This window comes from Streptomyces sp. NPDC093018, from assembly GCF_040684035.1.
GTDB lineage: Bacteria > Actinomycetota > Actinomycetes > Streptomycetales > Streptomycetaceae > Streptomyces > Streptomyces murinus.
The window spans coordinates 97,051-120,177 of sequence record NZ_JBFBFF010000003.1; the positions used below are offsets into that span (position 1 = coordinate 97,051).

Here is a 23,127-nt window from a genome sequence, read left to right on the forward strand (position 1 = left end):
TCCTCAGCGGCCTTGCGGTGCCGGCCGTGCGGAGACGTGTCGGTCTCCGTGGCCGAGACCGGGCCCCGGTGCCGGCCGTGGCCGGCGTCTTCCAGAGAGTCGGCAGACAGCTGCTTTGTCGTGCTGGTGTCGCTCATTGGACGTATTCACCCCGTCAACATCATCTTTCGTACAGCCGGAGGAGTGTAACCGGCACACCACGGGCCGAATCCAGGCGCACACGCCAACCGGCACTAGTTCGTTACAAGACGTCCCAGAGGCGCCTGCGCCAAGGGCACAGGACGCGGCGCCGCCGGTTCCGCGGCGCCCGGACCGGCCGCCCCGGCGAGCTCCTCGGCGGGCGCCCCGGCGGCCCCGGCGGCAGCCGGTTCCGCGCCGCCCGGCCGGGTGCGCGGCTCAGCCGGGTCCGTACCGCCCGCCCGGTTCCGCGGCTCACCCGCGGGCGCCCGCAGCTCGGCCACCCCGCACGGCGTCTCCCGGGTGGCGTACGGCAGCCGCAGCACCCCCTGCGGGGTCCACAGCCCCGACCCGGTCAACCAGCCCTTGGGCGCGGCGAGATGCCGTACCCGCCGCTCGGCCGGCCGCCAGATGCCCACCCAGGTGCCCACCGGCCCCTCGATGCGCAGCGCCACCGCGCAGCTCTCCGGCTCCAGCACCTGCCCCGGCTGGATCGCGAACGGCACCGCCGTGCACTCCGGCAGCCGCAGCGAGGTGGGGAAGCGCACCGGCAGGGTGGAGCCGAGTACGCCCCAGCCCAATCGTTCCTGCCCCGGCGAGGGCGCGTCGGAGGAGATCAGCAGCAGCCCGCTGTCCGGGTCGGCCATGAGTAGCCGGTCGTCGCTGCCCGGCGTGATCTGGAGCAGCGGGGTCACCTGGCCCAGCTCCAGGTCCACCACGACCGTCTTGACGCACCCCTCCAGCTCCCGGTCCAGCGCCAGCAGCCGCCCGGCACGATCCAGCCAGACCCCGCCCGAGCAGCGCCCCGGCACCTCCACCAGCCGCTCGGGCCCGCCCGAACCGCCCACCACCTGCCACACCGAGCTGCTCCGGGAGCCGACCGTGACGGCGTACGCCCGCGCGCCGCCCGGCGCCGGGGGCAGCAGATCGAGCCGGACCCCCGGCCCGGCGCACTCCATGGCGCCCAGCGGCAGCTCCCCGGTGCCGGGCCCGGTCGGGTACAGCAGCGCGAAGAGGTTCCGTACCCCCGCCCGCCGGTGGATCAGGACCCGTCCGTCGCCCAGCGGCTGCAGCTCGGTGCCGGGCTCCTCCGGCTGGTTGCCGGGCAGCGGCACCACGTACGGCTCCGGGCCGTCCAGCGTCCAGCGCTCCGGGAACCAGGAGTCACCGTCCCGCGTGAGCCGCGCGGCGTACGCGCCGTCCGCCGTGAGCACGCAACCGCGCTCCGAGGAGCGGTCGTCCGTACCGACGGACGGGGATTCGATTGCACAGGCCGTCATCGTTCGGTCACCTCCGGCGACGAAGCTAGGTCCGGACGCACGGCCGTGCGGGGGGCCGACCACCGCTTCACACATACGGGTGGCGCAGAAGCGATTCCTCTGAGGAAGCGGGCATGACTGTGCTGCGGGCGGCCGGGAGGGGCGGACGCGGTACGGCCCCGCCGAACAGCCAGGTAGCCTTTTCCCGTGCCCCGTCTGTCTGAAGTCATCGCCGCGCTGGAGAACCTGTGGCCCGCCGAGCGGGCCGAGTCCTGGGACGCGGTCGGCACGGTCGTGGGCGACCCCGACCAGGAGGTCACCCGGGTCCTGTTCGCCGTCGACCCCGTCCAGGAGATCGTCGACGAGGCCGTGCGGCTCGGCGCCGACCTGCTGGTCACCCACCATCCGCTCTATCTGCGGGGCACGACCACGGTCGCGGCCTCGCACTTCAAGGGCCGGGTCGTGCACACGCTGATCAAGAACGACATCGCGCTGCACGTCGCCCACACCAACGCCGACACCGCCGACCCGGGTGTCTCCGACGCCCTCGCGGGCGCGCTCGACGTCCGTGTCGTACGCCCCCTCGTGCCGGACCCCACCGACCCGAACGGGCGGCGGGGCCTCGGCCGGGTGTGCGAGCTCGATCATCCGCTCACCCTGCGGGAACTGGCCGCACGCGCCGCCGAGCGGCTGCCCGCGACCGCGCAGGGCATCCGGGTGGCCGGCGACCCCGACACCGTCGTCCGCACCCTCGCGGTCAGCGGCGGCTCCGGCGACAGCCTCTTCGACCAGGTGCGCGCGGCCGGGGTGGACGCCTTCCTCACCGCCGATCTGCGCCACCACCCGGCCTCCGAGGCCGTCGCGCGGTCCCCGCTCGCGCTGCTCGACGCGGCGCACTGGGCCACCGAGTGGCCCTGGTGCGAGCAGGCCGCCGGCCAGCTCGACGAGATCTCCGACCGCCACGGCTGGGACCTGCGGGTCCATGTCTCCACGACGGTCACCGACCCCTGGACCGCCCACGCGGCGTCCTCCGCCACCACTGAATAATGGGAGCCCCCAACTGAACGCCGCGCCCGCCGACCAGATCCGACTCCTCGACGTCCAGGCCCTCGACGTCCGCCTCCAGCAGCTCGCGCACAAGCGGAGGTCGCTGCCCGAGCACGCCGAGATCGAGACGCTGAACAAGGACCTCACCCAGCTGCGCGACCTGCTCGTGGCCGCGCAGACCGAGGAGAGCGACTGCGCCCGCGAGCAGACCAAGGCCGAGCAGGACGTGGACCAGGTGCGCCAGCGCGCCACCCGCGACCAGCAGCGCCTGGACTCCGGCGCGGTCACCTCGCCGAAGGACCTGGCCAACCTCCAGCACGAGATCGTCTCGCTCGCCAAGCGGCAGGGTGACCTGGAGGACGTCGTCCTGGAGGTCATGGAGCGCCGCGAGTCCGCGCAGGAGCGGGTCAACGAGCTGACCGAGCGCGTCGCCTCCGTCCAGTCGAAGATCGACGACGCGACCGGCCGCCGGGACGCCGCGTTCGAGGAGATCGACCGTGAGGCCGCGTCCGTCACCAAGGAGCGCGAGGTCGTCGCGGGCTCCGTCCCGGCGGACCTGCTCAAGCTGTACGACAAGCTGCGCGAGCAGCAGGGCGGCATCGGTGCGGCCAAGCTGTACGCCCGCACCTGCCAGGGCTGCCGCCAGGAGCTGGCCATCACCGAGCTGAACGAGGTCCGCTCGGCCGCCCCCGACACCGTGGTGCGCTGCGAGAACTGCCGCCGGATCCTGGTGCGTACGGCCGAGTCCGGGCTGTAGGGGGCTTACGGCGTGCGGGAGTTCATCGTCGAGGCGGACGGCGGTTCCCGGGGCAACCCGGGGCCCGCGGGCTACGGCGCGGTGGTCTGCGACGCGGCGACGGGGCAGACGCTGCTGGAGGCCGCCGAGTACATCGGCGTCGCCACGAACAATGTCGCCGAGTACCGGGGGCTGCTGGCCGGCCTGCGCGCCGCCCACACCCTGGACCCCGCCGCCACCGTCCATGTCCGGATGGACTCCAAGCTGGTCATCGAGCAGATGTCCGGCCGCTGGAAGATCAAACACCCCTCGATGAAGCCTCTGGCGACGCAGGCCCGTACCGTCTTCCCGCCGGACCGGGTGACGTACGAGTGGATCCCCCGCGCCGAGAACAAACACGCCGACCGCCTGGCGAACGAGGCGATGGACGCGGGGGCGCGGGGGGAGCAGTGGAGCCCGGGGGATTCGGTGGCGGACATGGACGTAGCCGCGGGCAGCAGTGCCGCCGCCGCGGGCACGCCTGCCGTCGTTGCCGCGGGCCATCGGGACGCACCCGGCACCACCGCGCGGGGCTGGACCTCGGCCCCCGACCTGGGCGCGCCCGCCACCCTCGTTCTCCTCCGCCACGGCGAGACCCCCCTGACCCCCCAGAAACGCTTCTCCGGCAGCGGCGGCACCAACCCGCCCCTCTCCGCCGCCGGCCGCGACCAGGCCCACCGCGTCGCCGACGCCCTGGCGAGACGCGGCACCGTCCAGGCCGTCCTCGCCTCCCCCCTCGCCCGCACCCGCGAGACCGCCGAGATCGTCGCCGCCCGCCTGAACCTGGACGTCGTCGTCGAGGACGGCCTGCGCGAAACGGACTTCGGCGCCTGGGAGGGCCTGACCTTCGGCGAGGTCCGCGACCGCTACCCGGACGACCTGAACGCCTGGCTCGCCGACCCCGCCGCCCGCCCCACCGGCGGCGGCGAGAGCTTCGCCGAGGTCGCCGCCCGTATCGCCGTCACGCAGGACGAGCTGGTCACCGCCCACGCGGGCCGCACCGTCCTGCTCGTCACCCATGTGACCCCGATCAAGACGCTCGTCCGCCTCGCCCTCGGGGCCCCGCCGGAGTCCCTGTTCCGCATGGAACTCTCGGCCGCCTCGCTCTCCGCGGTGGCGTACTACGCCGACGGCAACGCGAGCGTCCGCCTCTTCAACGACACCTCACACCTGCGCTGACGCCGGCCCGCGCAGCCCCGCCGCCGCCCGCGCGAGCGCCTCGATCCGCGCCCAGTCCCCGGCCGCCACGGCGTCCGCCGGCACCATCCAACTCCCGCCCACACAGCCGACGTTGGGCAGGGCCAGATACTCCGCCGCGTTCCCGGGCCCGATCCCGCCGGTCGGACAGAACCGCGCCTGCGGCAACGGCCCGGCCAGCGACCGCAGATAGGCCGTACCCCCCGCCGCCTGCGCCGGGAAGAACTTCATCTCCCGCACCCCGCGCTCCAGCAGCGCCACGACCTCCGAAGCGGTCGACACCCCCGGCAGGAACGGCACCCCGCACCCCCGCATCGCCGCCAGCAGCCCCTCCGTCCACCCGGGACTGACGAGAAACCGGGCCCCGGCCGCGACGGCGGCCGCCGCCTGCTCCGGCGTGATCACCGTCCCCGCCCCGACCACCGCCTCGGGCACCTCCTCGGCGATCGCCCGGATCGCCTCCAGCGCGGCAGGCGTACGAAGCGTCACCTCGACCCCCCGCAACCCCCCGCCCACGAGCGCCCGCGCGAGCGGCACGGCGTCGGACACCTCCGCGACCACGACCACCGGCACAACGGCCGCGAGATCGAGCACGGAGTCCACCTGCGACGACAACGGCAACGACATGCCCTCATCGTCCCGACCCGTCACACTCCCCGCAATCACCATTGCACACAGTGCAACGCCCCCTTAGTGGACCTCCTCCACCAGCACATCCAGCCCCCATGCCTTCCCCGCCCGCTCCGGGGCCTGCGCCTCCACCGCGTACCCCAACTCCCGCAGCGCGTCGACCAGTTCGGCGGGGTCGCGAGGCGTGCGGCCGGTCGAGAGGAGGGAGCGGACGATGCGGCCCTTCGTGGCCTTGTTGAAGTGGCTGACGACCTTGCGGGTCGGCGCGTGCAGGACCCGTACCGTCGCCGTCCGGCCCGCGACCTCGCCCTTCGGCTTCCATGCCGCCGCGTACGCCGCCGAGCGCAGATCCAGCACCAGACCGTCCCCGGCCGCCTCCGGCAGCACCTCGGCCATCGGGGCCCGCCAGTGTCCGGCCGGCGCGCCGAGTCCGGGCAGCTTGATCCCCATCGAGCAGCGGTAGGAGGGGATGCGGTCGGTCACCCGCACCGCGCCCCACAGACCGGAGAAGACCAGCAGCGAGCGCGCCGCCCGCCGCTTCGCCGCCGCGTCCAGGGAGGCGAGGTCCAGGGCGTCGTACAGGACACCGGTGTAGATCTCCCCGGCGGGGCGCGCGCCGGCCGTGCGCAGGGCCGCGTTCTTGGCGATCTCGCCGCGCAGCCCCTCGCTGAGCCCCAGCACCTCGCGTGCCTTCTCCTCGTCGCCCGCGCACAGCTCGACCAGTTCCCCGAGTACGGCCTCGCGCGCGCCGGTCAGCCCCGGCAGGGACAGCGACTCCAGCCGCAGCGGGGCGCCCTTGCCCGAGTCGGCCTTACCTTCCGAGGGCGGCAGCAGGACCAGCAACACGTACTCCTTCTCTTGCGCTCAAGGCGCCAGCGTACGGGGTGCTGCCCGGGCCCCCGCGCCCTACGCTCGACTCATGCTCAGCCGCAGGATCCGCGTGACCGGCGCCCCCGAGGCACCCCTGAGGGCCGCGCTCGCCGCCCTGCGCGCCCGCCTGGGCGTCCCGGAGGGGTTCCCGCCGGGGGTGGGGGAGGAGGCCGAGCGCGCGGCGAAGAGCCCGCCGCCCCCGTCGTACGACGCGACGGACCTCCCCTTCTTCACCCTCGACCCGCCCGGCTCCCGGGATCTCGACCAGGCGGCGCATCTGTCCCGGCGGGGGACCGGCTACCGGGTGCGGTACGCCATCGCCGACGTCGCCGCCTTCGTCGCCCCCGGCGGGGCGCTGGACGCGGAGGCGCAGCGGCGGGTGAACACCCTGTACTTCCCCGACGAGCGGGTCCCGCTGCACCCCGCGGTGCTCAGCGAGGACGCGGCCAGTCTGCTGCCCGGGCGGACCCGGCCCGCCGTGCTGTGGACGATCGACCTGGACGCGGAGGGGCGGGCGCTCGCCGTCGAGGTGCGCCGGGCCCTGGTGCGCAGCCGCGCGCGGCTCGACTACGCGGGCGTCCAGCGGGCCATCGACGCGGGGACGGCGGAGGAGCCGGTCGCGCTGCTCAGGGAGATCGGCCGGGCGCGGGAGCGGCAGGAGGCCGCGCGCGGGGGCATCTCGCTGACGGTGCCCGAGCAGGAGATCACCGAACGGGACCACACCTACGCGCTGTCGTACCGCGCCCCGCTGTCCGCCGAGACCTGGAACGCCCAGCTGTCCCTGCTCACCGGCATGGCCGCCGCGGAGCTGATGCTCGGGCGAGGGACCGGCATCCTGCGCACGCTGCCGCCCGCCCCGGACGGCGCGGTGGCCCGGCTGCGCCGTACCGCGCGGGCCCTCGGCATCGACTGGCCGCACCATGTGCCGTACTCGGCGGTGATCAGCGCCCTCGACCCGCGGGTGCCGCACCACGCGGCGTTCCTCCAGGAGTGCACCACGCTGCTGCGCGGCGCGGGCTACACGGTCTTCCGCGACGGCGCGCTCCCGGCGATCACCACCCATGCCGCGATGGCCGCCCCCTACACCCACTGCACCGCCCCCCTACGGCGCCTCGCGGACCGCTACGCCCTGGAACTCTCCCTGTCCGCCGCCTCGAACGACCCCCCGCCCGACTGGGTTCTCGCCGCCCTCGACGCCCTGCCGCACCGGATGGCCGACGGCGCGCAGCGCGCGAGCACGGTCGAGCACGAGTCCATCGACATCGTCGCCGCGGCCCTGCTCAAGGACCGCGTCGGGGAGATCTTCGACGCCTGCGTGGTCGACCTGGACGACCACCACCCGGACGTCGGCACCGTCCAGCTGGCCTCCCCGGCCGTCCTCGGCCGCGTCGAGGGCCCCGACCTCCCCCTGGGCGATCCCCTGCGGGTCCGCCTCGTCAAGGCGTCCCCTGGCTCCTCCGGCTCCTCCGGCTCCCCCGGCACGGCCAAACCCCTGTTCATCCCCGTGTGAGCGCCCTCGCACCGGCCCCGGGCATTCCGACCCAGCGATCCAGGGCCTCGGCGAGTTCTTCCTGGTCCTGCTTCTCCTCCCCGTCCGTGTCGGCCGCCCAGGCCGCGAAGCCGTCCGGGCGGACCAGGAGGGCCTTGAGGGTGGGCCTGGTCGGGCAGGCGGTGGTGAGAACGGTCAGGGTTTCGCCGTAGGGGGCGGCCAGGGCGCGCAGGGCAGGGGAGCCGGTGAGGTCGAGGAGGAGGGGGCGGCCGGTGTGCAGGTGCTCGCCCAGGCGGGTGCCGTCGGAGAGCGGCAGGTCGGGGGCGCTCGCGCCGGTCAGCGGGTGGCTGCCGGGCAGCTCGTAGCGCTGCCAGACACCGGAGATGCGGTTGACCAGGTAGGTCGTACCGGCGCCGCTGCCCGCGAGGTCCTCGACCACCCGGCGCAGGGCGCGGGCGTGCCGGTCCGGGCGCATCAGCGCGATCTGGGCGCGGGTCCAGTCGAGCACCCAGGCGCCGATCGGATGCCGCTCGGCGGTGTAGGTGTCGAGCAGCGACTCGGGCGCCCGGCCGCCGATGACCGCGGCGAGCTTCCAGCCGAGGTTCAGCGCGTCCCCGAGGCCGAGATTGAGCCCCTGCCCGCCGAACGGCGAGTGCACATGCGCCGCGTCGCCCGCGAGCAGCACCCGGCCCCTGCGGTACTCGGTGGCCTGGCGGGCGTTGTCCGTGAACCGGGTCGCCGTGCGCACCCCGGTGACGCGCACCTCCGGCACGCCCGAGACCCGGCGCAGGCTCGCCTGCAACTCCTCGGCGGTGACGGGCGCGTACCGGTCGGCCGGCGGGCTGTCGAACTCGACGGTGAGGACACGCCCGGGGAACGGCCCGTGCACGTACGTCCCCACGTCCGTCGTGTTCCAGCCCGCCTTCAGCCGCTCGGCGCCGCTGAGTTCGGCCAGCGCCTGGTAGCCGGTGATCTCCGGTGCCGTGCCCGGGAATGCGAACCCGGCGAGCCTGCGCACCGTGCTCCGGCCGCCGTCGCAGCCGACCAGCCGGCCCGCGCGCACGGTTTGTCCGTCGAGCTGTACGGCGACCCCGTCGGCCTCCTCCGTGAAGCCGGTCAGCTCCACGCCCCGCCGCACCTCCACCCCGAGCCGCTCGGCCCAGCGGCCCAGCGCCCGCTCCAACTCGGCCTGCGGCAGCACGAGTCCGGGCCCGGCGGCGGGATCGGCGTCCGCCCATTCGGGGCCGGAGTCGTCGAACAGCTCGGGGTCCAGCATGATCCCGGCGAAGTGCCCGGCGATCCTGGGGCGTTCACTCGTACCGTCCCCGTCCCCGCCCCCGTCGCCGTCCTTGAGGTCCCGGAACGCCCTGAGCCGTTCCTGCACCGCCTTCCGCGCCGCCGCCAGCTCGGGCAGCAGCCCCCTTCGGCTGAGGGCGACCACGCTCGGGTTGTTGATCCAGCCCGCCTTGATGGTCTCGTCCACCTCGGTCAGCCGCTCCACCACCAGCACCCGTAAGACCCCGCCGAGCCGCAGCTCACCGGCGAGGAAGAGCCCCACGGGGCCGGCTCCGGCCACCACCACGTCGTACTCCGTGCCCTGTGTCGTCGTCATGAGCCAAACTATAGTCACTAAAAGTTTTTATCCGCTATAGTTTTTTCATGAGTGATGAGTTGAGCACCGATGCGGCGGGCGACCTGGGCGGCGAGAACCCGCTTCCGCTGCGGGAGCGCAAGAAGCGCGCGACGCGTCGGCGGATCTCCGACATCGCGACGGAACTGTTCGGCGAGCGCGGCTTCGACGCGGTGACGGTCGCGGAGGTGGCCCGCGCGGCGGACGTCTCCGCCATGACGGTCTTCAACTACTTCCCGCGCAAAGAGGACTTGTTCCTCGACCGCATCCCCGAGGCCGCCGACCTCCTCGCCGCGGCCGTACGCGGACGCGCCCCGGACGAACCCCCGTTGACCGCCCTGCGCCGTCTGGCCCTCCGACTCGCCGACGAGCGGCACCCGTTGAGCGCCGTGGGGGAGGACTACGCCCCCTTCTGGCGCATCGTCATCGGCTCCCCGGCCCTGCGCGCCCGCGCCCGGGAAGGCGTCGAGGAGGTGGAGACCGCGCTCGCGGCGGCCCTCGCCGACACCGGCGCACCCGACCCGGACCTCCTCGCGGCCCTCGTCGTCGCCGCGTACCGCACGGTCTTCGTCGGCACCGGCCGCCGGTTCCTCGCCGGTGATCCGGTGGACCGGGTGGCCGAGGACCACCGGGCCCGCCTGGAGACGGCGTTCACCGCGCTGGAGCGGACCGGACTCGGCCGACGGTCCACCGGCTGACCTGCACCGGCTGACCTGCGCGGAAGGAAGCGGGGCCCGGTGGGCGTTCCCACGGCGGGCGAGGTGATCGCCGTACGACGAGGGGGCGTCCATGGCCGAAGCAGTGATCGCATCCGGGCCCGAACAGGCCCAGTGGCGACGGGCCAGACTCGGCCACGAGGGGCCGCCCCTCGACCTGCTCACCGCGAGCTTCCAGCGGCACACCTACGCCCCGCACGCCCACGACGAGTACACGATCGGCGTCTGCGTCGGCGGATACGAGGTGATCGACTACCGGGGCGGCCACATACGCACCGGGGCCGGGACGATCGTCGTACTGGACCCCGGTGAGATGCACACCGGTGGACCCGGCAACGCCACCGACGGATACGCCTACCGCGCGCTGTACGCCGAGCCGTCCCTGCTGGGGGAGGGCACCGCCGGGGGCGCCCCGCACTTTCCCGAACCCCTGCTGGACGACCCCGAGCTGGCCCTGGCGCTGGCCCGCGCGCACGCCGAACTCAGCGCCTGCCCCGACCCGTTGGAGGCCGAGTCCCGGCTGCCCTGGCTGCTCACCGCGCTCGCCCGGCGGCACTCCTCCGCGCGGCCGGTGCACGACCGGGTCCCCGGCGCCGCCGGTATCGCGCGGATCGTCCGCGACCGGCTCGCCGACGAGCTGACCGCCCCGTCGGCGCTCGCCTCGCTCGCCGCCGACCTGGGCCTCTCCCGGTACCAGCTGCTGCGGGCCTTCCGTACGGCGACGGGCATACCGCCGTACGCCTGGCTCGCCCAGTACCGGGTGGGCAGGGCGCGGGTGCTGCTGGAGGCGGGGTTGCGGCCGGCGGAGGTGGCGGGGCTGGTCGGTTTCGCGGACCAGGCGCATCTGACCCGCTGGTTCCGCAGGGTGCTCGGGGTGACCCCGGCGGTGTACCGCAACAGCGTTCAAGACACCCGCTGAGGAGTGGCCGAGACTCGCCGCATGACTGCACGTGGCTGGTTCCTGTTCTCCCTGATGGGAGTGGTCTGGGGCATCCCCTATCTGCTGATCAAGGTCGCGGTGGCCGAGGTGTCGCCGCCCGTCCTGGTGTTCACCCGCTGTGCGCTGGGCGCGGCCCTGCTGCTGCCGTTCGCGCTGCGCCAGGGCGGCCTGCCCCGCACCGTCCGCACCCACTGGCGCCCCATGCTGGCCTTCGCGGTCCTGGAGATCGTCGTCCCCTGGTTCACCCTGACCGACGCCGAACGGCATCTGTCCAGCTCCACATCGGGCCTGCTGATCGCCGGGGTGCCGATCGTGGGCCTGATCGCGGCCCGCTTCCTCGGTACGACCGAGCACTTCGGCCCCCGGCGGCTGACCGGCCTCACCCTGGGCCTCGCCGGGGTCACGGCCCTGGCGCTGCCCCACCTCACCGGCGGCGACGCCCGCTCCCTCGCCGAGGTCCTGCTCACCGTCGTCGGCTATGCCACGGCGCCCCTGATAGCCGCCCGGCACCTGGGGGACGTCCCCTCCCTGCACCTGACGGCCCCCTGCCTGACCCTGGCCGCCCTGGTCTACGCCCCCGCCGCCGTCCTCACCCACCCGACGGCGCTCCCCTCCCCCCAGGCCCTGGCCGCCCTCGCCGCGCTGGGCGTGATCTGCACGGCCCTCGCCTTCGTGGCCTTCCTGGAACTGATCAAGGAGGCGGGCCCCACCCGCGCCACGGTCATCACCTACGTGAACCCGGCCGTGGCGGTCGCCGCGGGCGCGGCCTTCCTGCACGAGCCGCTGACCCTCACCGTGCTGCTGGCCTTCGCGTTCATCCTGGCGGGCTCGGTGCTGGCGACGGCGGCCGGTCCGCGGCGGCGCACACGACCGGTACCATGGTCGGCACGGCAGACGAGCCGGGCGGACGGTCGCGTGGAGTCCCCTTAGGGGGCTTCCCGAGGAACGTCCGGGCTCCACAGGGCAGGGTGATGGCTAACGGCCACCCGGGGTGACCCGCGGGACAGTGCCACAGAAAACAGACCGCCGGGGACCTCGGTCCTCGGTAAGGGTGAAACGGTGGTGTAAGAGACCACCAGTGCCCAGGGTGACCTGGGCAGCTAGGTAAACCCCACCCGGAGCAAGGTCAAAAGGAGTGCCGTCAAAAGCGCTCTGCGCGGACGTTCGAGGGCTGCCCGCCCGAGTCCGCGGGTAGACCGCATGAGGCCAACGGCAACGTTGGCCCTAGATGGATGGCCGTCGCTCCGGGGCCCGCGAGGACCCCGGAGAAACAGAACCCGGCGTACGGCCCGGCTCGTCTGCCGTTTCCCTTCGTGGGCGATGTGTCCTACGTGTGTCCTACGGTGTCCTGGCGCCCGGTCACCCGTCGCGCCATGTCCCGGATGGCGCCGGCCAGGGTGTCGGGAGCGGCGAGGTGGGCGATGTGTCCCTGGCCGGTGAGCGTGACGATCCGTGCGTTCGGCAGGGCCGCCGCCAGGTCGGCCAGACGTGCGCGCAGGTGAGAGGGGCTGAGCTCGCCCTCGACCAGGGTCGTCGGTGTGTGGAGCGTTGTGAAGCGGTCGACACCGACACCGAGCGCGTCGATCGCTTCGTCGTCCGCGATCTGTGCCGCCGCGTACGCGGACAGCACCGCTCGCGTGCGCCGGTCGGCGAACATGGCGTCGACCAGGGCCGCCGGCATGCGGACCACGTCCCGCATATGGATCCGCATCGCCCCGACCGGGTCGCCCCCGTCCAACGCGGCACGGGCATGTGCTCCCGCCGCACCGGCGATCAACTCCTTGGTGGGCATCGGCGGTTCGTAGAGGAACAGTCCGGCGAACGCCGACGGGTCCAGCAGTGCGGCTTCCAGCGCGGCGACGGCGCCCGAGGAATGCCCCACAAGAAGCACGGGGGGCTCCAGGAGCTCCGCGACGGCGACAATGTCGGCCGCCTCGACGGCCATCGAGTGCGGCAGGGCGATGTCCGCTCCGGGAACGTAGATCCGTCGTCGGATCCTGACGACGCGGAAGTCGTCGGCGAGATGGCGGGTGACGCCGTCCCAGGCCGTCGCGTCCGTGCCGCCCGGGTGGACCACCAGCAGGTTCGGCCCGGATCCGGCGTCGAGAGCGGTGACGGGGCGGCCGTCGTCAGATGTCGCGAGAAGCTCGGTCATGCTCACCACCTTGTACCGGTCGGCCGACAACGCACCGACAGACCGCCGACAACCCGAGCGGAGCCCGCCTCGCCCGCAGGCCGGGAGCCTTCCGGCGGGGTCGCCGTAGAATGAGCCCGTCGGCGGGCCGCTGGTACCGCCGGTGACCGGGGGAGACACGATATGAGCACGCGAGGGACGGGGCAGGGGCACCAACAAGGCGCCGACCTGCACGTGTCGTCCGAGGACCTGACCAAACTGGCTGACGATCTCGACCACATGCAGAGCCATCTCGACCAACAGGTCCGCCGCATGGACGAGTTGGTCGACCGCGTCGAGGCCGGCTGGCGGGGGCCCGCGGCGACGGCGTACCGGGACTTCCATCGCGCGGCGGCCGAGGACGCCGTACGGATCCGGGAAGTGATGAAGGGCCTGGAGCAGGCGGTGCGGCTCAGCCGTGACGGCTTCAGCAGCGACGACCTGCACGTGCTGGAGCAGATGCGACGCATCCACGTGGACATCGACAGCGAGGTCGACAAGCTGTCCACGCCGAACACCGCGGCACACGAGGCCCCGACGCGCCCGCACAGCAGCCTGGACGGCTTCTGACGCTCGCGGCGCGACGCGCCCGCCGCACCACCGCGTGACCGACAACAGGGGGAAGCATGTCGACCGGTGCCGACGACGACCACATCACCGTCTCCTTCACCACGCTCCATGAACTCGCCGTGGATCTGGAGGACATCCTCAAGAAGCTCAACGGCGAACTGGGCGATCTGTACGACCGCGTCGAACCGGTCGTGCTGTCCTGGAAGGGCGAGGCCCGCGAGATCTTCGTCGAGAAGCTCGACGAATGGGACCGCTCCGCCCAGGACTTGCAGGCGGCCCAGAGGTGGCTGCACGCGTACGTCACCACCGGACACGCCAACTACGCGGCCGCGCACCGGGCGGTGCTGCGCGGCTGGGGAGCGGCCTGATGGGCACCCCGGCACAGCCCGGCCAGGGCACGATCGATGTGACGCCCTCGGTCCTCCACCAGGTGTCCACCAACGTGGCGGGCCAGCAGAGCCCTCTCGACCAGGGCGTCAAGGCGTTCCTCACCGAGCTGGCGCGGTATCCGGACGGCGGTGGCAAGGGGACGGCGATGAAGGGCTTCACCACGTCCTACGTGAAGATCGCCAACCGGTTCCTCGACGTCTGGGCCAAGTCCGTGGTGAGCGTGGGCGGCGCGGCGGTGGGCTTCAACAGCACCGCCAACAACTACGCCGCGGCCGACCACGCCACGCACCCCGCACCGACCGGCCCGCCGGCGCAACGCCCCGCCCCGCAGGTGATCGACACACCGCCCAAGTACGGCCCGGTCACCGACTTCAAGTGGGGTGACATCGACGCCGGCCAGAGTCTCACGCAGGAGATCCTGGAGGGACTTGAGGGCGTGGTCCTCACCGTCATGCGGCCCCTGCTGGAGCACGAGTGCCGGTGGGGCAAGGCGGCGGAGATCCTCCCGCTCCCCAACCACCAGCGCCTGTACTCGATCTCCGAGGCATGGCGCATGCCGCAGGGCACGCTCGGCATGGTGGACGGGATGCTGACCGGCTACCTCAGCGGCATCACCGACCAGTCCAACCAGGAGTGGTACGACGCGATGCGGACGTTTTGCAGCACGCTGTGGGGCACGTCCGCCTGGGGCAAGACGCGGGACGGCTACGACTGGGCGAACGACGGCGCGAACAAGCAGGGCACCAGTCACCCCGTCTTCGCCGTCCTGTTCGACACCTGCGACACCATGGTCGACGCGGTGTACAACGTGGCCCTGGCGGCGGAGGACGTGCGCGGCGACCTGCACCGGATCTACACCCAGGCCGTGAAGGACAGCATCCGGCAGCTGGACCCGGAGAAGATGGAGATCAGCCACCCCACCAGCGTGCTCAAGGGGTTGTGGCACATGGGCAAGGGCGTGGTGACGGACATCTCGGTCGGCATCGTCCTGGACATCGACGAGGGCGCGATGAACGACGCCGTCACCGCCTACGACAACCGGGTCAACCGCCAGGCCCGGCGCATCGAGGACCTGATGGCGGCGCTGGACGAGGCGTACACCAGTGCGCCGACCTTCAATGCTGAAACGGCGAGGGCCGAGGCATTCGGCGCGCGCGCCCTGACGGAATTCAAGGGGGATCCGCTCTACACAGTTCCCGGCGACGACGAGTCCCACCACCGCTTCCCCGTCGATCTCGCGAACCAGGAAGGCGTCTCGGGCTCGCACGTCATCGACAAACACGTGGGCAAGACGGACGCCCAGCTGGAACAGCGGCTTCGCGATCAGGCGCGCCTCTATCCGGATGGAGTGGTGAGGCCGATCGCCGTATCGACATTCACGGATCTGAACAACGCGCAGCGGTTCACCCAGGCCGTACTCGATGACCCGGACAACCAGAAGAAGATTGAGAAATGGCTCAACAACAATAAGCCGAACAAGGGCAACAGGACCGTCGGCCTCGATTTCGGTCAGACTACAGGGCGAACCTGGTCCCGGGGAGATTCCCAGCCCCATGACTCCGATAAGGTGCAGGTGACGTTGCGGTATCGCGCTGGAGGTCACCCGCCCTATGTTGTGCTCACCTCGACACCTAGCGACGATCTCCCGAACTCATGAACGAATGTGCGAATGTATAGTGGAACGGTGAATTATCGTGGTTGATGCTGCGTCGTGGGATTCCGCCGTGTTCGACCTGTACGGGGGCGGCTGGACCTTCGCATGGGTAGGGCCGAGGCAGCACGAGGACTGGCGACGGGATGTGGCGGCGGTGATGGCCCTCAAGGTCACCGACCCGCGTCGCTGGAAGTCGGTCAACTACGCGCCGGAGATCAACGAGAACCGAAGCGGCACCGGGTCCCCCTTCATGCCGTGGTCCCCCGAGCAACTGGGGGAAAGCCTCTACGAAATCGGCAGGAGGTCGGCCGCCCAGCTCTTGGTGGCACTCAAGGGGGAATTCTTCCAAGCGGCCGGTATTCGCGATTTCGAAAGCCGCAAGGAAAGCTTGTTCAAGAGTTCCGAGGAGATCCTCTCCAGGTTCGACCCGGACTCGCTCTTCTTCACCAACGCGTCAGAAGCCTACGGAAATCGAGATGCCGACCTGCTGAACCCGGACACCGAGTGGTCCTGTCTCTCCGTGTACGCCACAGACTGCGGCCTCGTCGTCGTTTCCGACGCTGAGGTCGGAGTCTTCTGGGCCTTCTTCGAGGACTGAAATCCATCATGCGCACCCGATCCGCCACCTACCCCGACCGCGAGACCGCCCAATGGGCCACCCAGCAGGTCGTCACCGCCAATGAGCAGCTCATCCACCGCTGGCTCGCGCAGTCCACGCGGGCGCGGTTGAGCATCGAGGCGGCCTGGCCCGCGCGGGAGGAGCCGGTCGGGCGGGTGCTGTTGCAGGCGATGATGCTGGCCGGCCGGGAGCCCGTCGAGGTGCGGGCCGCCCGGGTGGTCCTCCGGCGGGACCCCGCCCGCCCGCACGGCTTCACCGTGCACTCCACGTTCCCGATCTATCTGTAGCCCCATATCCCCATAGACCCATAGCCCCGTAGACCCGTAGAGGCTGACCACCGTGCCCCTGAGCCCCCTCGAACACGACCGCCGCTACGGCGAGCTCGACCAGGTCATGCGCGCCTACCTCGGGCAACCCGCGGACGACACCTCGGAACAGCCCGGCCCGGCCCTGACCGCCTACCTCCGGCACACCTGGCACACCCGGCCGTGGGCCCTCGCCGTCGCCGAACGGCAGCTGAGGGAGTACGCCGACAATCCGCCGGGACGACTCCGGCTGCGGCTCGGCGAGTTCTACGCCATCCCTGATGTCGGCCTGCCCCAGGGCGAGATCCAGTCCTGGATGCGCTGCCTCGCCGACCACATCAAGCACAGCATCGAGACGGGGGAGGTGCCGCCGCCCACGGTCCCGGCCACCCACTGGGAGTGGCACGCCCGCTTCCCGGAGCTCGGGCAGTTCCTCGGGGGATGGTTCTCCCAGGACATGCCGGACGAGTTCGACGACCATCACGCCGCCGTCGAGGACTACCGCGACTCCACCGACCGCCAACTCGTGGCCCGCCTGGTCGGGGAGTTGCAGGAACTGCTCGCGCTGGACTTGGACGAGCCCGACTGTGCCCTCGCCGTCGCCGAACTCGGCATGGAGGTCGACCCTCCCGCGCCCTACTCGCCCAGCGGCTGGCTGGCGGTCGTCGCCGGACAGCTCGCCGTACCGACCGGTGAGGGCTGAGCCGGGCAGGCCCCGCACCTTGCGGGGCCTGAATTCAGGGTGAGCACATGACGGCGGCCGCAATCTGCGGGAGATCGCCGGGCAACTGGAGAACGGGAGTTGGTGGTGCTCCGAAGACGTTCCGCTGGGAACGGGTGAGCTGCTTCTGCGCTTCCCGCAGTTCTCCCAGATCCTTCCGATCTACTGCGGCCAGGACGGGGTGACGATCAGCGACGACATGCAGGACTCCACAGTGGAGGACGGAATCCGCCTTTTCAGTCGACCACTCGAAGGAAGCCCACTCACCGCTCTGGACCCCGAGCCGATGACGTGGGCGGACATGGATCCGGCCACGCACCCGTTCGATCCCGGGCGAGCGCTCGCCGTCGTACGCGAAGTGGTGTCCTCGTCGGATCCGGCGACAGGCAGGCCACGAGGGCTGGTGTCGTCCCATTCGGTGGCCCGTGGCTTGGCCGAACGCTACGGCTCCTGGGCTTTCGGCTGGTACGGGAATGTGGATCAGAACCCCCACTCGGGCGCCCTCATCAGGAAACCTCTCGGTGACACCGGCGGTGACCTGGATGCTCAAGTGCATTGGCATACAGCGGTTTTGCTGGAGTGGCGCTCATGGCTGGAGGAGCTGGCCGCGCTCTTCGCCGAGTCCGCTCCCCACGATGACGCCGACGTCGGCGAGGAAGAAAAGCGCCGCTCCCGCGAGCGCGGAGTGGCCCCAGTGGTGGCCCTCGTGGTGGAGCGCACCGGTGCGGGTGAGCTCTGGCGTGCCGCGTGCGCGCGGACACTGACCTGGTACCTCGAATCGACAGGTATGTCCTCCGAGGACGCGGAGGAACTGGCGGACGACGTCGTCGACGGGGAGTTCGAGAGCTGGGTCGCGCCGGACGCCGAGACAGTGGAAAAGGCGCGCGACATCATCGGGGAACATGGTGCGTGACGATCTGCGGACCTGGCTTCGCGTTCGTCAGGAGGTGGACTGGGGTGACGTCCGGGACGTGACCGGTCCGATCCGCGGGCACCGCGACGGAATCATGGCCGCGGCCGCGTTGCGGGACAAGCCGGGGGAGACCACGAGAGGTGACGGCCTGCGGGCCGCCTGGCAGCGGGCGCGCACCGACGCGACGGCCGGAGAGGCCCTCGGATTCCGTCTGCTCCAGGAGTGGCAGAAGCTCGTACTGGGCCTGCCCGAGGCCCCTTTCCGCACGTTGCCCGCCTTTGCCAAGGAGGGACGAGAACGGTACGGCCTCAGCGCCGAGACACCCCTGCTCTTCGAAGCTTGTCTGGCCGAGAGCGGGGACCCGGACGTCCCCCTGACCGCACGCGCCGCCCGCCTGTATCTCGACGTCTGCTTCTTCCACCCGTTCCACGACGGCAATGGCCGCGCCGCCCTGCTGGCACTGGGCTTCGTGCTGGCACAAGAGGACATCCTGCTGGACGAAGTAGGCCCCATCCAGATCCGCAGGTACACGGACGACCCCGTTGGCGCGGCCTCGCTGGCCGGGATCATTCACACCTTGGCCATGGCGACCGAGCGGCGGGGGCAGCTCTCGGTCTGCGGCCCAGGAGAACGGAAGGAGCTGTGACGGAAAGCAGGACAGACCTGCCCGCCCGCGCGCGAGCGCGCTTCGACGAGCGTCAGTCCTTTGTCGCGCTCACCGCCCGCGGGGAACCGGACTGGCACGACACGGTGATGGACACGATCCGTGGACATCCCGTACTCCGGCATGTCGATTCCGGGGAATTGCGGGACAGCCTCCTGGGGATCTCCGATGCCCAGGCCCTGGAGCTGGCCGGGCTGATCTCGGTCGGATCTCTTCTGTACGGCCCTCATCCGTCCCTTCGCGTGCCGAACGCGGAACGCGACATCGGTCTGCGGGAAGTCCTCGGGGGCGTCGGGGACAGCGCGCGCTTCTTCACCAACCACGGGCACGCGGAGGACGGTGCGGAGGCCGATTTTCTGGCCTCGTCGTACCACGCCAACGTCCTCGCGGGCCTCACCATCGACATCTGCCTCATCGGGGTGTCGGACGAGAAGGTCCTGGTGCTCTGGCGTTTCGAGGACGACTGAAACAAGAGGCCCCCCTACACCGACGGCCTCAGCGGACGCTCCCGTACCCCCTGCAGATGCCGTTCGAACACAACCCTTGGCTCCGGGGTCAGGGTGCGCAGGGCGACCAGGGCCGTGATGACGACGTCGCACAGTTCGGCCTGGACGTCGTCCCAGGTGTGGGTGACGCCCTTGCGGGGGTTCTGGCCGGTCGCGCCGATCACCGCCTCCGCGACCTCGCCGGCCTCCTCCGACAACTTGAGGATGCGCAACAGCAGGGCCTCCCGGCCGGGTTGGGCCGTCTGAGTGGCCTCCAGACGGGAGAAGAGTTCGTCGATGGCGGGCCAGAGGGCGAGGGGAGCGGGGTGCTGGTCGGTCATGCGGGGCAGCCTGCCACGGGCGGGCGTCCGGCACGCCGTACGACCGCGCGGCTCACTCCTCCTCGAACAGTGCCTCCTGCTTGCCCTCCCGCTTCGCCCGGACCCGGCACGTCCGCGCCCCCACCACCGCCGCCGTGCCCGCCGCCGTCGCCGCGAGGGCGGCGGGGACCATCCAGCCGCGGTTGAAGACGTGGCCGAGGGCATGGTCCAGGGAGAGGCGGCCGGGGCCGGTGATCGCGAGGCCGGCCGCGGTGAGGCCCAGGGTCGCCGCGTACTCGTAGCCGCCCGCCTGGGCGAAGAAGCCGTTCGGGGCGTGGACCGCCGCCGCTCCCGCCATCGCGCCCGCGGCCGCCGCGCCCGCCGCCGGGGTGGCCAGGCCCAGGGCGAGCAGGATGCCGCCGCCGGTCTCCGCGAGCCCCGCGGCCGTGGCGCTCGCCTTGCCGGGGGCGTAGCCGACGGACTCCATGAACTGGCCGGTGCCCTCCAGGCCATGGCCGCCGAACCAGCCGAACAGCTTCTGCGCGCCGTGCGCCGCCAGTACCCCGCCCGTCCCCAGCCGGAGCAGCAGCAGGCCCAGATCACGTCGGTCGTAACAGGTCATGGTGACTCCCAAGCCCAGGTGACAAAGCCCCTCCTGTGTTACCACCGTCACACCGGTCACACCATCGGATGCATCCCACCGCGCGCTCCGGTGGCGGTGCCGGTGACCCGGTGTGAGCCTGGCGCCATGACGATTCAGCCAGCCAAACTCAGCGATCCGGCCGTCCGGGCCTTCGTCAGTGCCGTCAACGCCCATGATCGCGAGGGCTTTCTGGCGCTGCTCACACCTGACGCGACCATGTCGGACGACGGCTCCGACCGCGATCTCACCGACTGGATCGACCGGGAGATCTTCTCGTCCCACGGTCATATGGACGTCGACAACGAGTCCCGCGGCGGCCGTGCCCTGGTCGCCCGCTACAGCAACGACACCTGGGGCGAGATGAACACCAGGTGGAGCTTCACCGTCGACGAGGACGGACGGATCTCGCGCTTCGAGACCGGTCAGGCGTGAGGCTGCTCACGTCGGCCACGTCACGTTATCCGGTCAGATTTTCATAACGTGGCAAATTCCCTGGCCGTCACCACCCTTCGGTGCCGAATCCGCTGCTCGGCGCGGTGTACCGTCCCGGGGTGCGCGAATCCACCCGGCTCAGCCGGCGTGCCGTCCTCGGGCTGACGGCCGCCGCCCTTCCCACGTCCGCTGTCCTTCCACTGGCCACGGCCGCCCCGGCCCTCGCCGCGTCCCCGGCCACCGCCATCGGCGGCGAACGGCTGGCCCGCGGCGGGCTCCAGGTGGACGGCGCGGCGGCGGTGCCCACGAAGCTGCTCACCGCGCGCGCCTGGCTGGTCGCCGACGCCACGACCGGTGAGGTGCTCGCCTCCTTCAACGCCCATCAGCGCCTCGCGCCCGCGTCCACGCTGAAGATGCTCTTCGCGGACACCGTGCTGAAGAAGTTCGACCGCACCGAGAAGTACACGGTCAAGGACTCCGACATCTCCGACGTCCCGGCCGGCTCCAGCCTCGTCGGGATCAAGGCGGGCATCACCTACACCGTCGAGCAGCTGTGGCAGGGCGTGTTCCTGCGCTCCGGCAACGACGCCGTGCACGTCCTCGCGCACATGAACGGCGGCATCGCCAAGACCGTCGCCGAGATGCAGGCCAGGGCGCAGGACCTCCAGGCCCTCGACACCCATGTGGTCAGCCCCGACGGCTTCGACCATCCCGGCCAGCTGTCCTCGGCGTACGACCTCACGCTCTTCGCCCGGCACGGGCTCGCGGACCCCGACTTCCGGGGCTACTGCGGCACCCGCATCGCGAACTTCCCCGCGGGCGGCAAGAAGACCTTCCAGATCCAGAACACCGACCGCCTGCTCACCGGGGCATGGGGTCTGAAGACGTACGACGGCCTGATCGGTGTGAAGAACGGTTACACCAGCCATGCCGGCAACACCTTCACCGGCGCCGCCACCCGCGACGGCCGCACCCTGCTGGTCACGGTCATGCACCCGGCCACCGGCAGCAACGCCGTCTACGAGCAGACCGCCGCCCTCCTCGACTGGGGCTTCACCCACGGTCGTACGGCCCGGCCGGTGGGCGCGCTGGTCAAGCCGCTCAGCGAGGGCGGCGCGGCCGCGTCCCCCGCGCCGGCGCACGCGGGCGGCCAGGCGGCGGCCGGCGCGGCGGGCGCACCGGCCAAGGGTCCCTCCGCGGCCCGCCTCGTGGAGGGCGCGGCGGGCACCGCGGCCCTGCTCGCGGCGGCCGGCGGCTTTCTGCTGCGGCGCCGCCGTCGGGCCGTCGAGGCCCGGGAGGCGCCCGGCGCTCACCGACCTCCCGCGCCCCGCGCGGCGGAGCCGGACCCCCAGGAGCCCCCCGCCCCCACCGACCCGTCGGGCGGCGGCCGGCACCGGCGCTGACGTCGTACGGCGGTCGTCCCGCCGCCGGTGAGATGGCCGGTGCGGTGGGACGACCGCCGTATCCCCCCTCGCGATGGTCTCGGAATACGTCTGCCCAAGTGTGAAGCTCTTGTGGAGAAGAGTTGACCACGGGGGATCAACTTGCCGCAATACCCGGGCTGTTGGAATTCCGGTTGAACGTATGTGCGTACGGGCGGCGGGAGTTGGGGATCAGCCGCGCCCGACGTACGGCATCGCCGTCGCCAGCACCGTCGCGAACTGCACGTTCGCCTCCAGCGGTAGTTCCGCCATGTGCCGTACGGTGCGCGCCACTTCGGCCACGTCCATCATCGGCTCGGGCGCCGTCTCGCCGTTCGCCTGGAGCACGCCGGTGCTCATCCGCCGGGTCATCTCCGTCGCCGCGTTGCCGATGTCGATCTGCCCGACCGCGATCCGGTACGGACGCCCGTCCAGGGAGAGGGACTTGGTGAGGCCGGTCAGTGCGTGCTTGGTGGCGGTGTAGGCGACCGAGTGCGGGCGGGGCGCGTGCGCGGAGATCGAGCCGTTGTTGATGATCCGGCCGCCCTGCGGGCTCTGCTCCTTCATCGTCCGGTACGCCGTCTGCGCGCACAGGAACGCCCCGTTGAGGTTGGTGTCCACCACATGCCGCCAGGCGTCGTAGGGGAGTTCCTCGACCGGGACCCCGCCGGGCCCGAAGGTGCCCGCGTTGTTGAACAGCAGATCCAGCCGCCCGAACCGGTCCACGGTCGCCCCGAACAGCGCCGCCACGTCCTCGGGCCGCGCCACATCGGTGCGTACGGCGATCGAGGGCGCCCCGGGCGCGAGCGCCGCCGTCTCCTCCAGCGTCTCGACGTGCCGTCCGGCCAGCGCCACCGACCAGCCGGTGCGCAGCAGCTCCACCGCGACCGCCCGGCCGATCCCGGAACCGGCGCCGGTCACCACCGCGATCTTCGCTTGCGTGTCAGTCATGGCACGGAGCGTAGGCGGACCGATCGTCGCTCGTATGTTCCTCGGCAGTTTGTCCGAGCTGCGAACATGGGAGTCGCGTTTCAGTGGAAGTTTCAAGCAAGGCGTCCGGCCGGGACGCCTCGACCCAGGGAGGGGA

Annotated in this window: 25 protein-coding genes, 1 other RNA gene and 1 pseudogene; 19 read left to right on the top strand and 8 right to left on the bottom strand. The window is 71.8% G+C overall.

Annotated elements, in window-relative coordinates:
- Nucleotides 1-233 precede the first annotated feature (233 nt).
- Nucleotides 234-1,457 carry a hypothetical protein gene (locus tag AB0N90_RS07710; RefSeq protein WP_365193779.1) on the bottom strand — a complete coding sequence of 408 codons (1,224 nt, stop codon included), beginning with the start codon at nucleotides 1,455-1,457 and terminating at the stop codon, nucleotides 234-236.
- Between the two features lie 186 nt (nucleotides 1,458-1,643).
- Between AB0N90_RS07710 and AB0N90_RS07715 the strand changes: the two genes are divergently transcribed.
- The 3 genes from AB0N90_RS07715 to AB0N90_RS07725 are packed head-to-tail and all read left to right on the top strand — an operon-like array spanning nucleotide 1,644 to nucleotide 4,437.
- Nucleotides 1,644-2,483: a Nif3-like dinuclear metal center hexameric protein gene (locus AB0N90_RS07715; RefSeq protein WP_365193782.1), complete on the top strand. Its 840-nt coding sequence runs from the start codon at nucleotides 1,644-1,646 to the stop codon at nucleotides 2,481-2,483.
- A gap of 13 nt (nucleotides 2,484-2,496) precedes the next feature.
- Nucleotides 2,497-3,240: a C4-type zinc ribbon domain-containing protein gene (locus AB0N90_RS07720; protein ID WP_365194723.1), complete on the top strand. Its 744-nt coding sequence runs from the start codon at nucleotides 2,497-2,499 to the stop codon at nucleotides 3,238-3,240.
- 12 nt (nucleotides 3,241-3,252) lie between these two features.
- On the top strand, nucleotides 3,253-4,437 hold the full coding sequence (locus tag AB0N90_RS07725; protein WP_365193784.1) for a bifunctional RNase H/acid phosphatase: 1,185 nt from the start codon (nucleotides 3,253-3,255) through the stop codon (nucleotides 4,435-4,437).
- Here the strand turns inward: AB0N90_RS07725 and eda are convergent.
- Both eda and yaaA read right to left on the bottom strand, forming a co-directional pair.
- Complete coding sequence (gene eda / locus AB0N90_RS07730) at nucleotides 4,423-5,082, bottom strand: bifunctional 4-hydroxy-2-oxoglutarate aldolase/2-dehydro-3-deoxy-phosphogluconate aldolase (protein WP_361667512.1); 660 nt, start codon at nucleotides 5,080-5,082, stop codon at nucleotides 4,423-4,425. The genes AB0N90_RS07725 and eda overlap by 15 nt on opposite strands.
- Before the next feature lie 63 nt (nucleotides 5,083-5,145).
- Nucleotides 5,146-5,928 (bottom strand): peroxide stress protein YaaA, encoded by a 783-nt coding sequence (gene yaaA, locus AB0N90_RS07735; protein ID WP_365194726.1) that lies wholly within the window; start codon nucleotides 5,926-5,928, stop codon nucleotides 5,146-5,148.
- Nucleotides 5,929-6,004: 76 nt separating this feature from the next.
- Here yaaA and AB0N90_RS07740 point away from each other — a divergent pair, with 76 nt between their 5' ends.
- Nucleotides 6,005-7,465, top strand: coding sequence for an RNB domain-containing ribonuclease (locus AB0N90_RS07740; protein ID WP_365193788.1), 1,461 nt, complete (start codon nucleotides 6,005-6,007; stop codon nucleotides 7,463-7,465).
- Here the strand turns inward: AB0N90_RS07740 and AB0N90_RS07745 are convergent.
- Entirely contained in the window at nucleotides 7,452-9,056 is a 1,605-nt protein-coding gene (locus AB0N90_RS07745) for an FAD-dependent monooxygenase (RefSeq protein ID WP_365193791.1), read from the bottom strand. The two genes, AB0N90_RS07740 and AB0N90_RS07745, sit on opposite strands and share 14 nt — an antisense overlap.
- 47 nt (nucleotides 9,057-9,103) lie before the next feature.
- Between AB0N90_RS07745 and AB0N90_RS07750 the strand changes: the two genes are divergently transcribed.
- The 4 genes and pseudogenes from AB0N90_RS07750 (at nucleotide 9,104) to rnpB (ending at nucleotide 12,031) form a co-directional block, all read left to right on the top strand.
- Nucleotides 9,104-9,772: a TetR/AcrR family transcriptional regulator gene (locus AB0N90_RS07750; RefSeq protein ID WP_365193794.1), complete on the top strand. Its 669-nt coding sequence runs from the start codon at nucleotides 9,104-9,106 to the stop codon at nucleotides 9,770-9,772.
- 91 nt (nucleotides 9,773-9,863) lie between these two features.
- A complete protein-coding gene (locus AB0N90_RS07755) occupies nucleotides 9,864-10,709 on the top strand; it encodes an AraC family transcriptional regulator (protein WP_365193796.1) in 846 nt (281 codons plus the stop codon).
- 54 nt (nucleotides 10,710-10,763) lie between these two features.
- Nucleotides 10,764-11,510, top strand: a pseudogene (locus AB0N90_RS07760) (DMT family transporter); the annotation flags it as partial.
- A 115-nt stretch (nucleotides 11,511-11,625) separates the two neighbouring features.
- Nucleotides 11,626-12,031, top strand: an RNA gene (rnpB, locus tag AB0N90_RS07765) — RNase P RNA component class A.
- Nucleotides 12,032-12,057: 26 nt separating this feature from the next.
- Here the strand turns inward: rnpB and AB0N90_RS07770 are convergent.
- The gene (locus AB0N90_RS07770; protein WP_365193799.1) at nucleotides 12,058-12,885 is read right to left on the bottom strand and encodes an alpha/beta hydrolase; all 828 of its coding nucleotides are present in this window, start codon (nucleotides 12,883-12,885) and stop codon (nucleotides 12,058-12,060) included.
- A gap of 162 nt (nucleotides 12,886-13,047) precedes the next feature.
- Between AB0N90_RS07770 and AB0N90_RS07775 the strand changes: the two genes are divergently transcribed.
- From AB0N90_RS07775 to AB0N90_RS07815, 9 genes are all read left to right on the top strand, one after another.
- Complete coding sequence (locus tag AB0N90_RS07775; RefSeq protein ID WP_365193802.1) at nucleotides 13,048-13,473, top strand: WXG100 family type VII secretion target; 426 nt, start codon at nucleotides 13,048-13,050, stop codon at nucleotides 13,471-13,473.
- 56 nt (nucleotides 13,474-13,529) lie between these two features.
- Complete coding sequence (locus AB0N90_RS07780; RefSeq protein ID WP_365193803.1) at nucleotides 13,530-13,841, top strand: WXG100 family type VII secretion target; 312 nt, start codon at nucleotides 13,530-13,532, stop codon at nucleotides 13,839-13,841.
- A complete protein-coding gene (locus tag AB0N90_RS07785) occupies nucleotides 13,841-15,520 on the top strand; it encodes an RNase A-like domain-containing protein (RefSeq protein ID WP_365193806.1) in 1,680 nt (559 codons plus the stop codon). Before AB0N90_RS07780 ends, AB0N90_RS07785 begins: the two co-directional genes overlap by 1 nt.
- A gap of 67 nt (nucleotides 15,521-15,587) precedes the next feature.
- Nucleotides 15,588-16,115: a hypothetical protein gene (locus AB0N90_RS07790; RefSeq protein ID WP_365193808.1), complete on the top strand. Its 528-nt coding sequence runs from the start codon at nucleotides 15,588-15,590 to the stop codon at nucleotides 16,113-16,115.
- A gap of 8 nt (nucleotides 16,116-16,123) precedes the next feature.
- Entirely contained in the window at nucleotides 16,124-16,423 is a 300-nt protein-coding gene (locus AB0N90_RS07795) for an RNase A-like domain-containing protein (RefSeq protein ID WP_093676766.1), read from the top strand.
- A gap of 52 nt (nucleotides 16,424-16,475) precedes the next feature.
- Nucleotides 16,476-17,144, top strand: coding sequence for a contact-dependent growth inhibition system immunity protein (locus tag AB0N90_RS07800; RefSeq protein ID WP_365193811.1), 669 nt, complete (start codon nucleotides 16,476-16,478; stop codon nucleotides 17,142-17,144).
- 199 nt (nucleotides 17,145-17,343) lie between these two features.
- Nucleotides 17,344-18,075: a hypothetical protein gene (locus AB0N90_RS07805; protein WP_365193813.1), complete on the top strand. Its 732-nt coding sequence runs from the start codon at nucleotides 17,344-17,346 to the stop codon at nucleotides 18,073-18,075.
- Nucleotides 18,065-18,721: a Fic family protein gene (locus AB0N90_RS07810; RefSeq protein ID WP_365193816.1), complete on the top strand. Its 657-nt coding sequence runs from the start codon at nucleotides 18,065-18,067 to the stop codon at nucleotides 18,719-18,721. Before AB0N90_RS07805 ends, AB0N90_RS07810 begins: the two co-directional genes overlap by 11 nt.
- Complete coding sequence (locus AB0N90_RS07815) at nucleotides 18,718-19,206, top strand: hypothetical protein (RefSeq protein WP_365193817.1); 489 nt, start codon at nucleotides 18,718-18,720, stop codon at nucleotides 19,204-19,206. Before AB0N90_RS07810 ends, AB0N90_RS07815 begins: the two co-directional genes overlap by 4 nt.
- Nucleotides 19,207-19,220: 14 nt before the next feature.
- On the opposite strand, the gene AB0N90_RS07820 is transcribed toward AB0N90_RS07815, so the two are convergent.
- Complete coding sequence (locus tag AB0N90_RS07820; protein WP_365193819.1) at nucleotides 19,221-19,565, bottom strand: MazG-like family protein; 345 nt, start codon at nucleotides 19,563-19,565, stop codon at nucleotides 19,221-19,223.
- Between the two features lie 52 nt (nucleotides 19,566-19,617).
- Nucleotides 19,618-20,166 carry a DoxX family protein gene (locus AB0N90_RS07825; RefSeq protein ID WP_365193821.1) on the bottom strand — a complete coding sequence of 183 codons (549 nt, stop codon included), beginning with the start codon at nucleotides 20,164-20,166 and terminating at the stop codon, nucleotides 19,618-19,620.
- A 126-nt stretch (nucleotides 20,167-20,292) separates the two neighbouring features.
- Between AB0N90_RS07825 and AB0N90_RS07830 the strand changes: the two genes are divergently transcribed.
- Together AB0N90_RS07830 and AB0N90_RS07835 are read left to right on the top strand one after the other, a co-directional pair.
- On the top strand, nucleotides 20,293-20,619 hold the full coding sequence (locus tag AB0N90_RS07830) for a nuclear transport factor 2 family protein (RefSeq protein ID WP_365193824.1): 327 nt from the start codon (nucleotides 20,293-20,295) through the stop codon (nucleotides 20,617-20,619).
- Between the two features lie 119 nt (nucleotides 20,620-20,738).
- Entirely contained in the window at nucleotides 20,739-22,022 is a 1,284-nt protein-coding gene (locus AB0N90_RS07835) for a serine hydrolase (RefSeq protein ID WP_365193825.1), read from the top strand.
- Between the two features lie 210 nt (nucleotides 22,023-22,232).
- Here AB0N90_RS07835 and AB0N90_RS07840 read toward each other — a convergent pair whose 3' ends face one another.
- The gene (locus AB0N90_RS07840) at nucleotides 22,233-22,991 is read right to left on the bottom strand and encodes an SDR family oxidoreductase (protein WP_361671408.1); all 759 of its coding nucleotides are present in this window, start codon (nucleotides 22,989-22,991) and stop codon (nucleotides 22,233-22,235) included.
- Nucleotides 22,992-23,127: the final 136 nt, after the last annotated feature.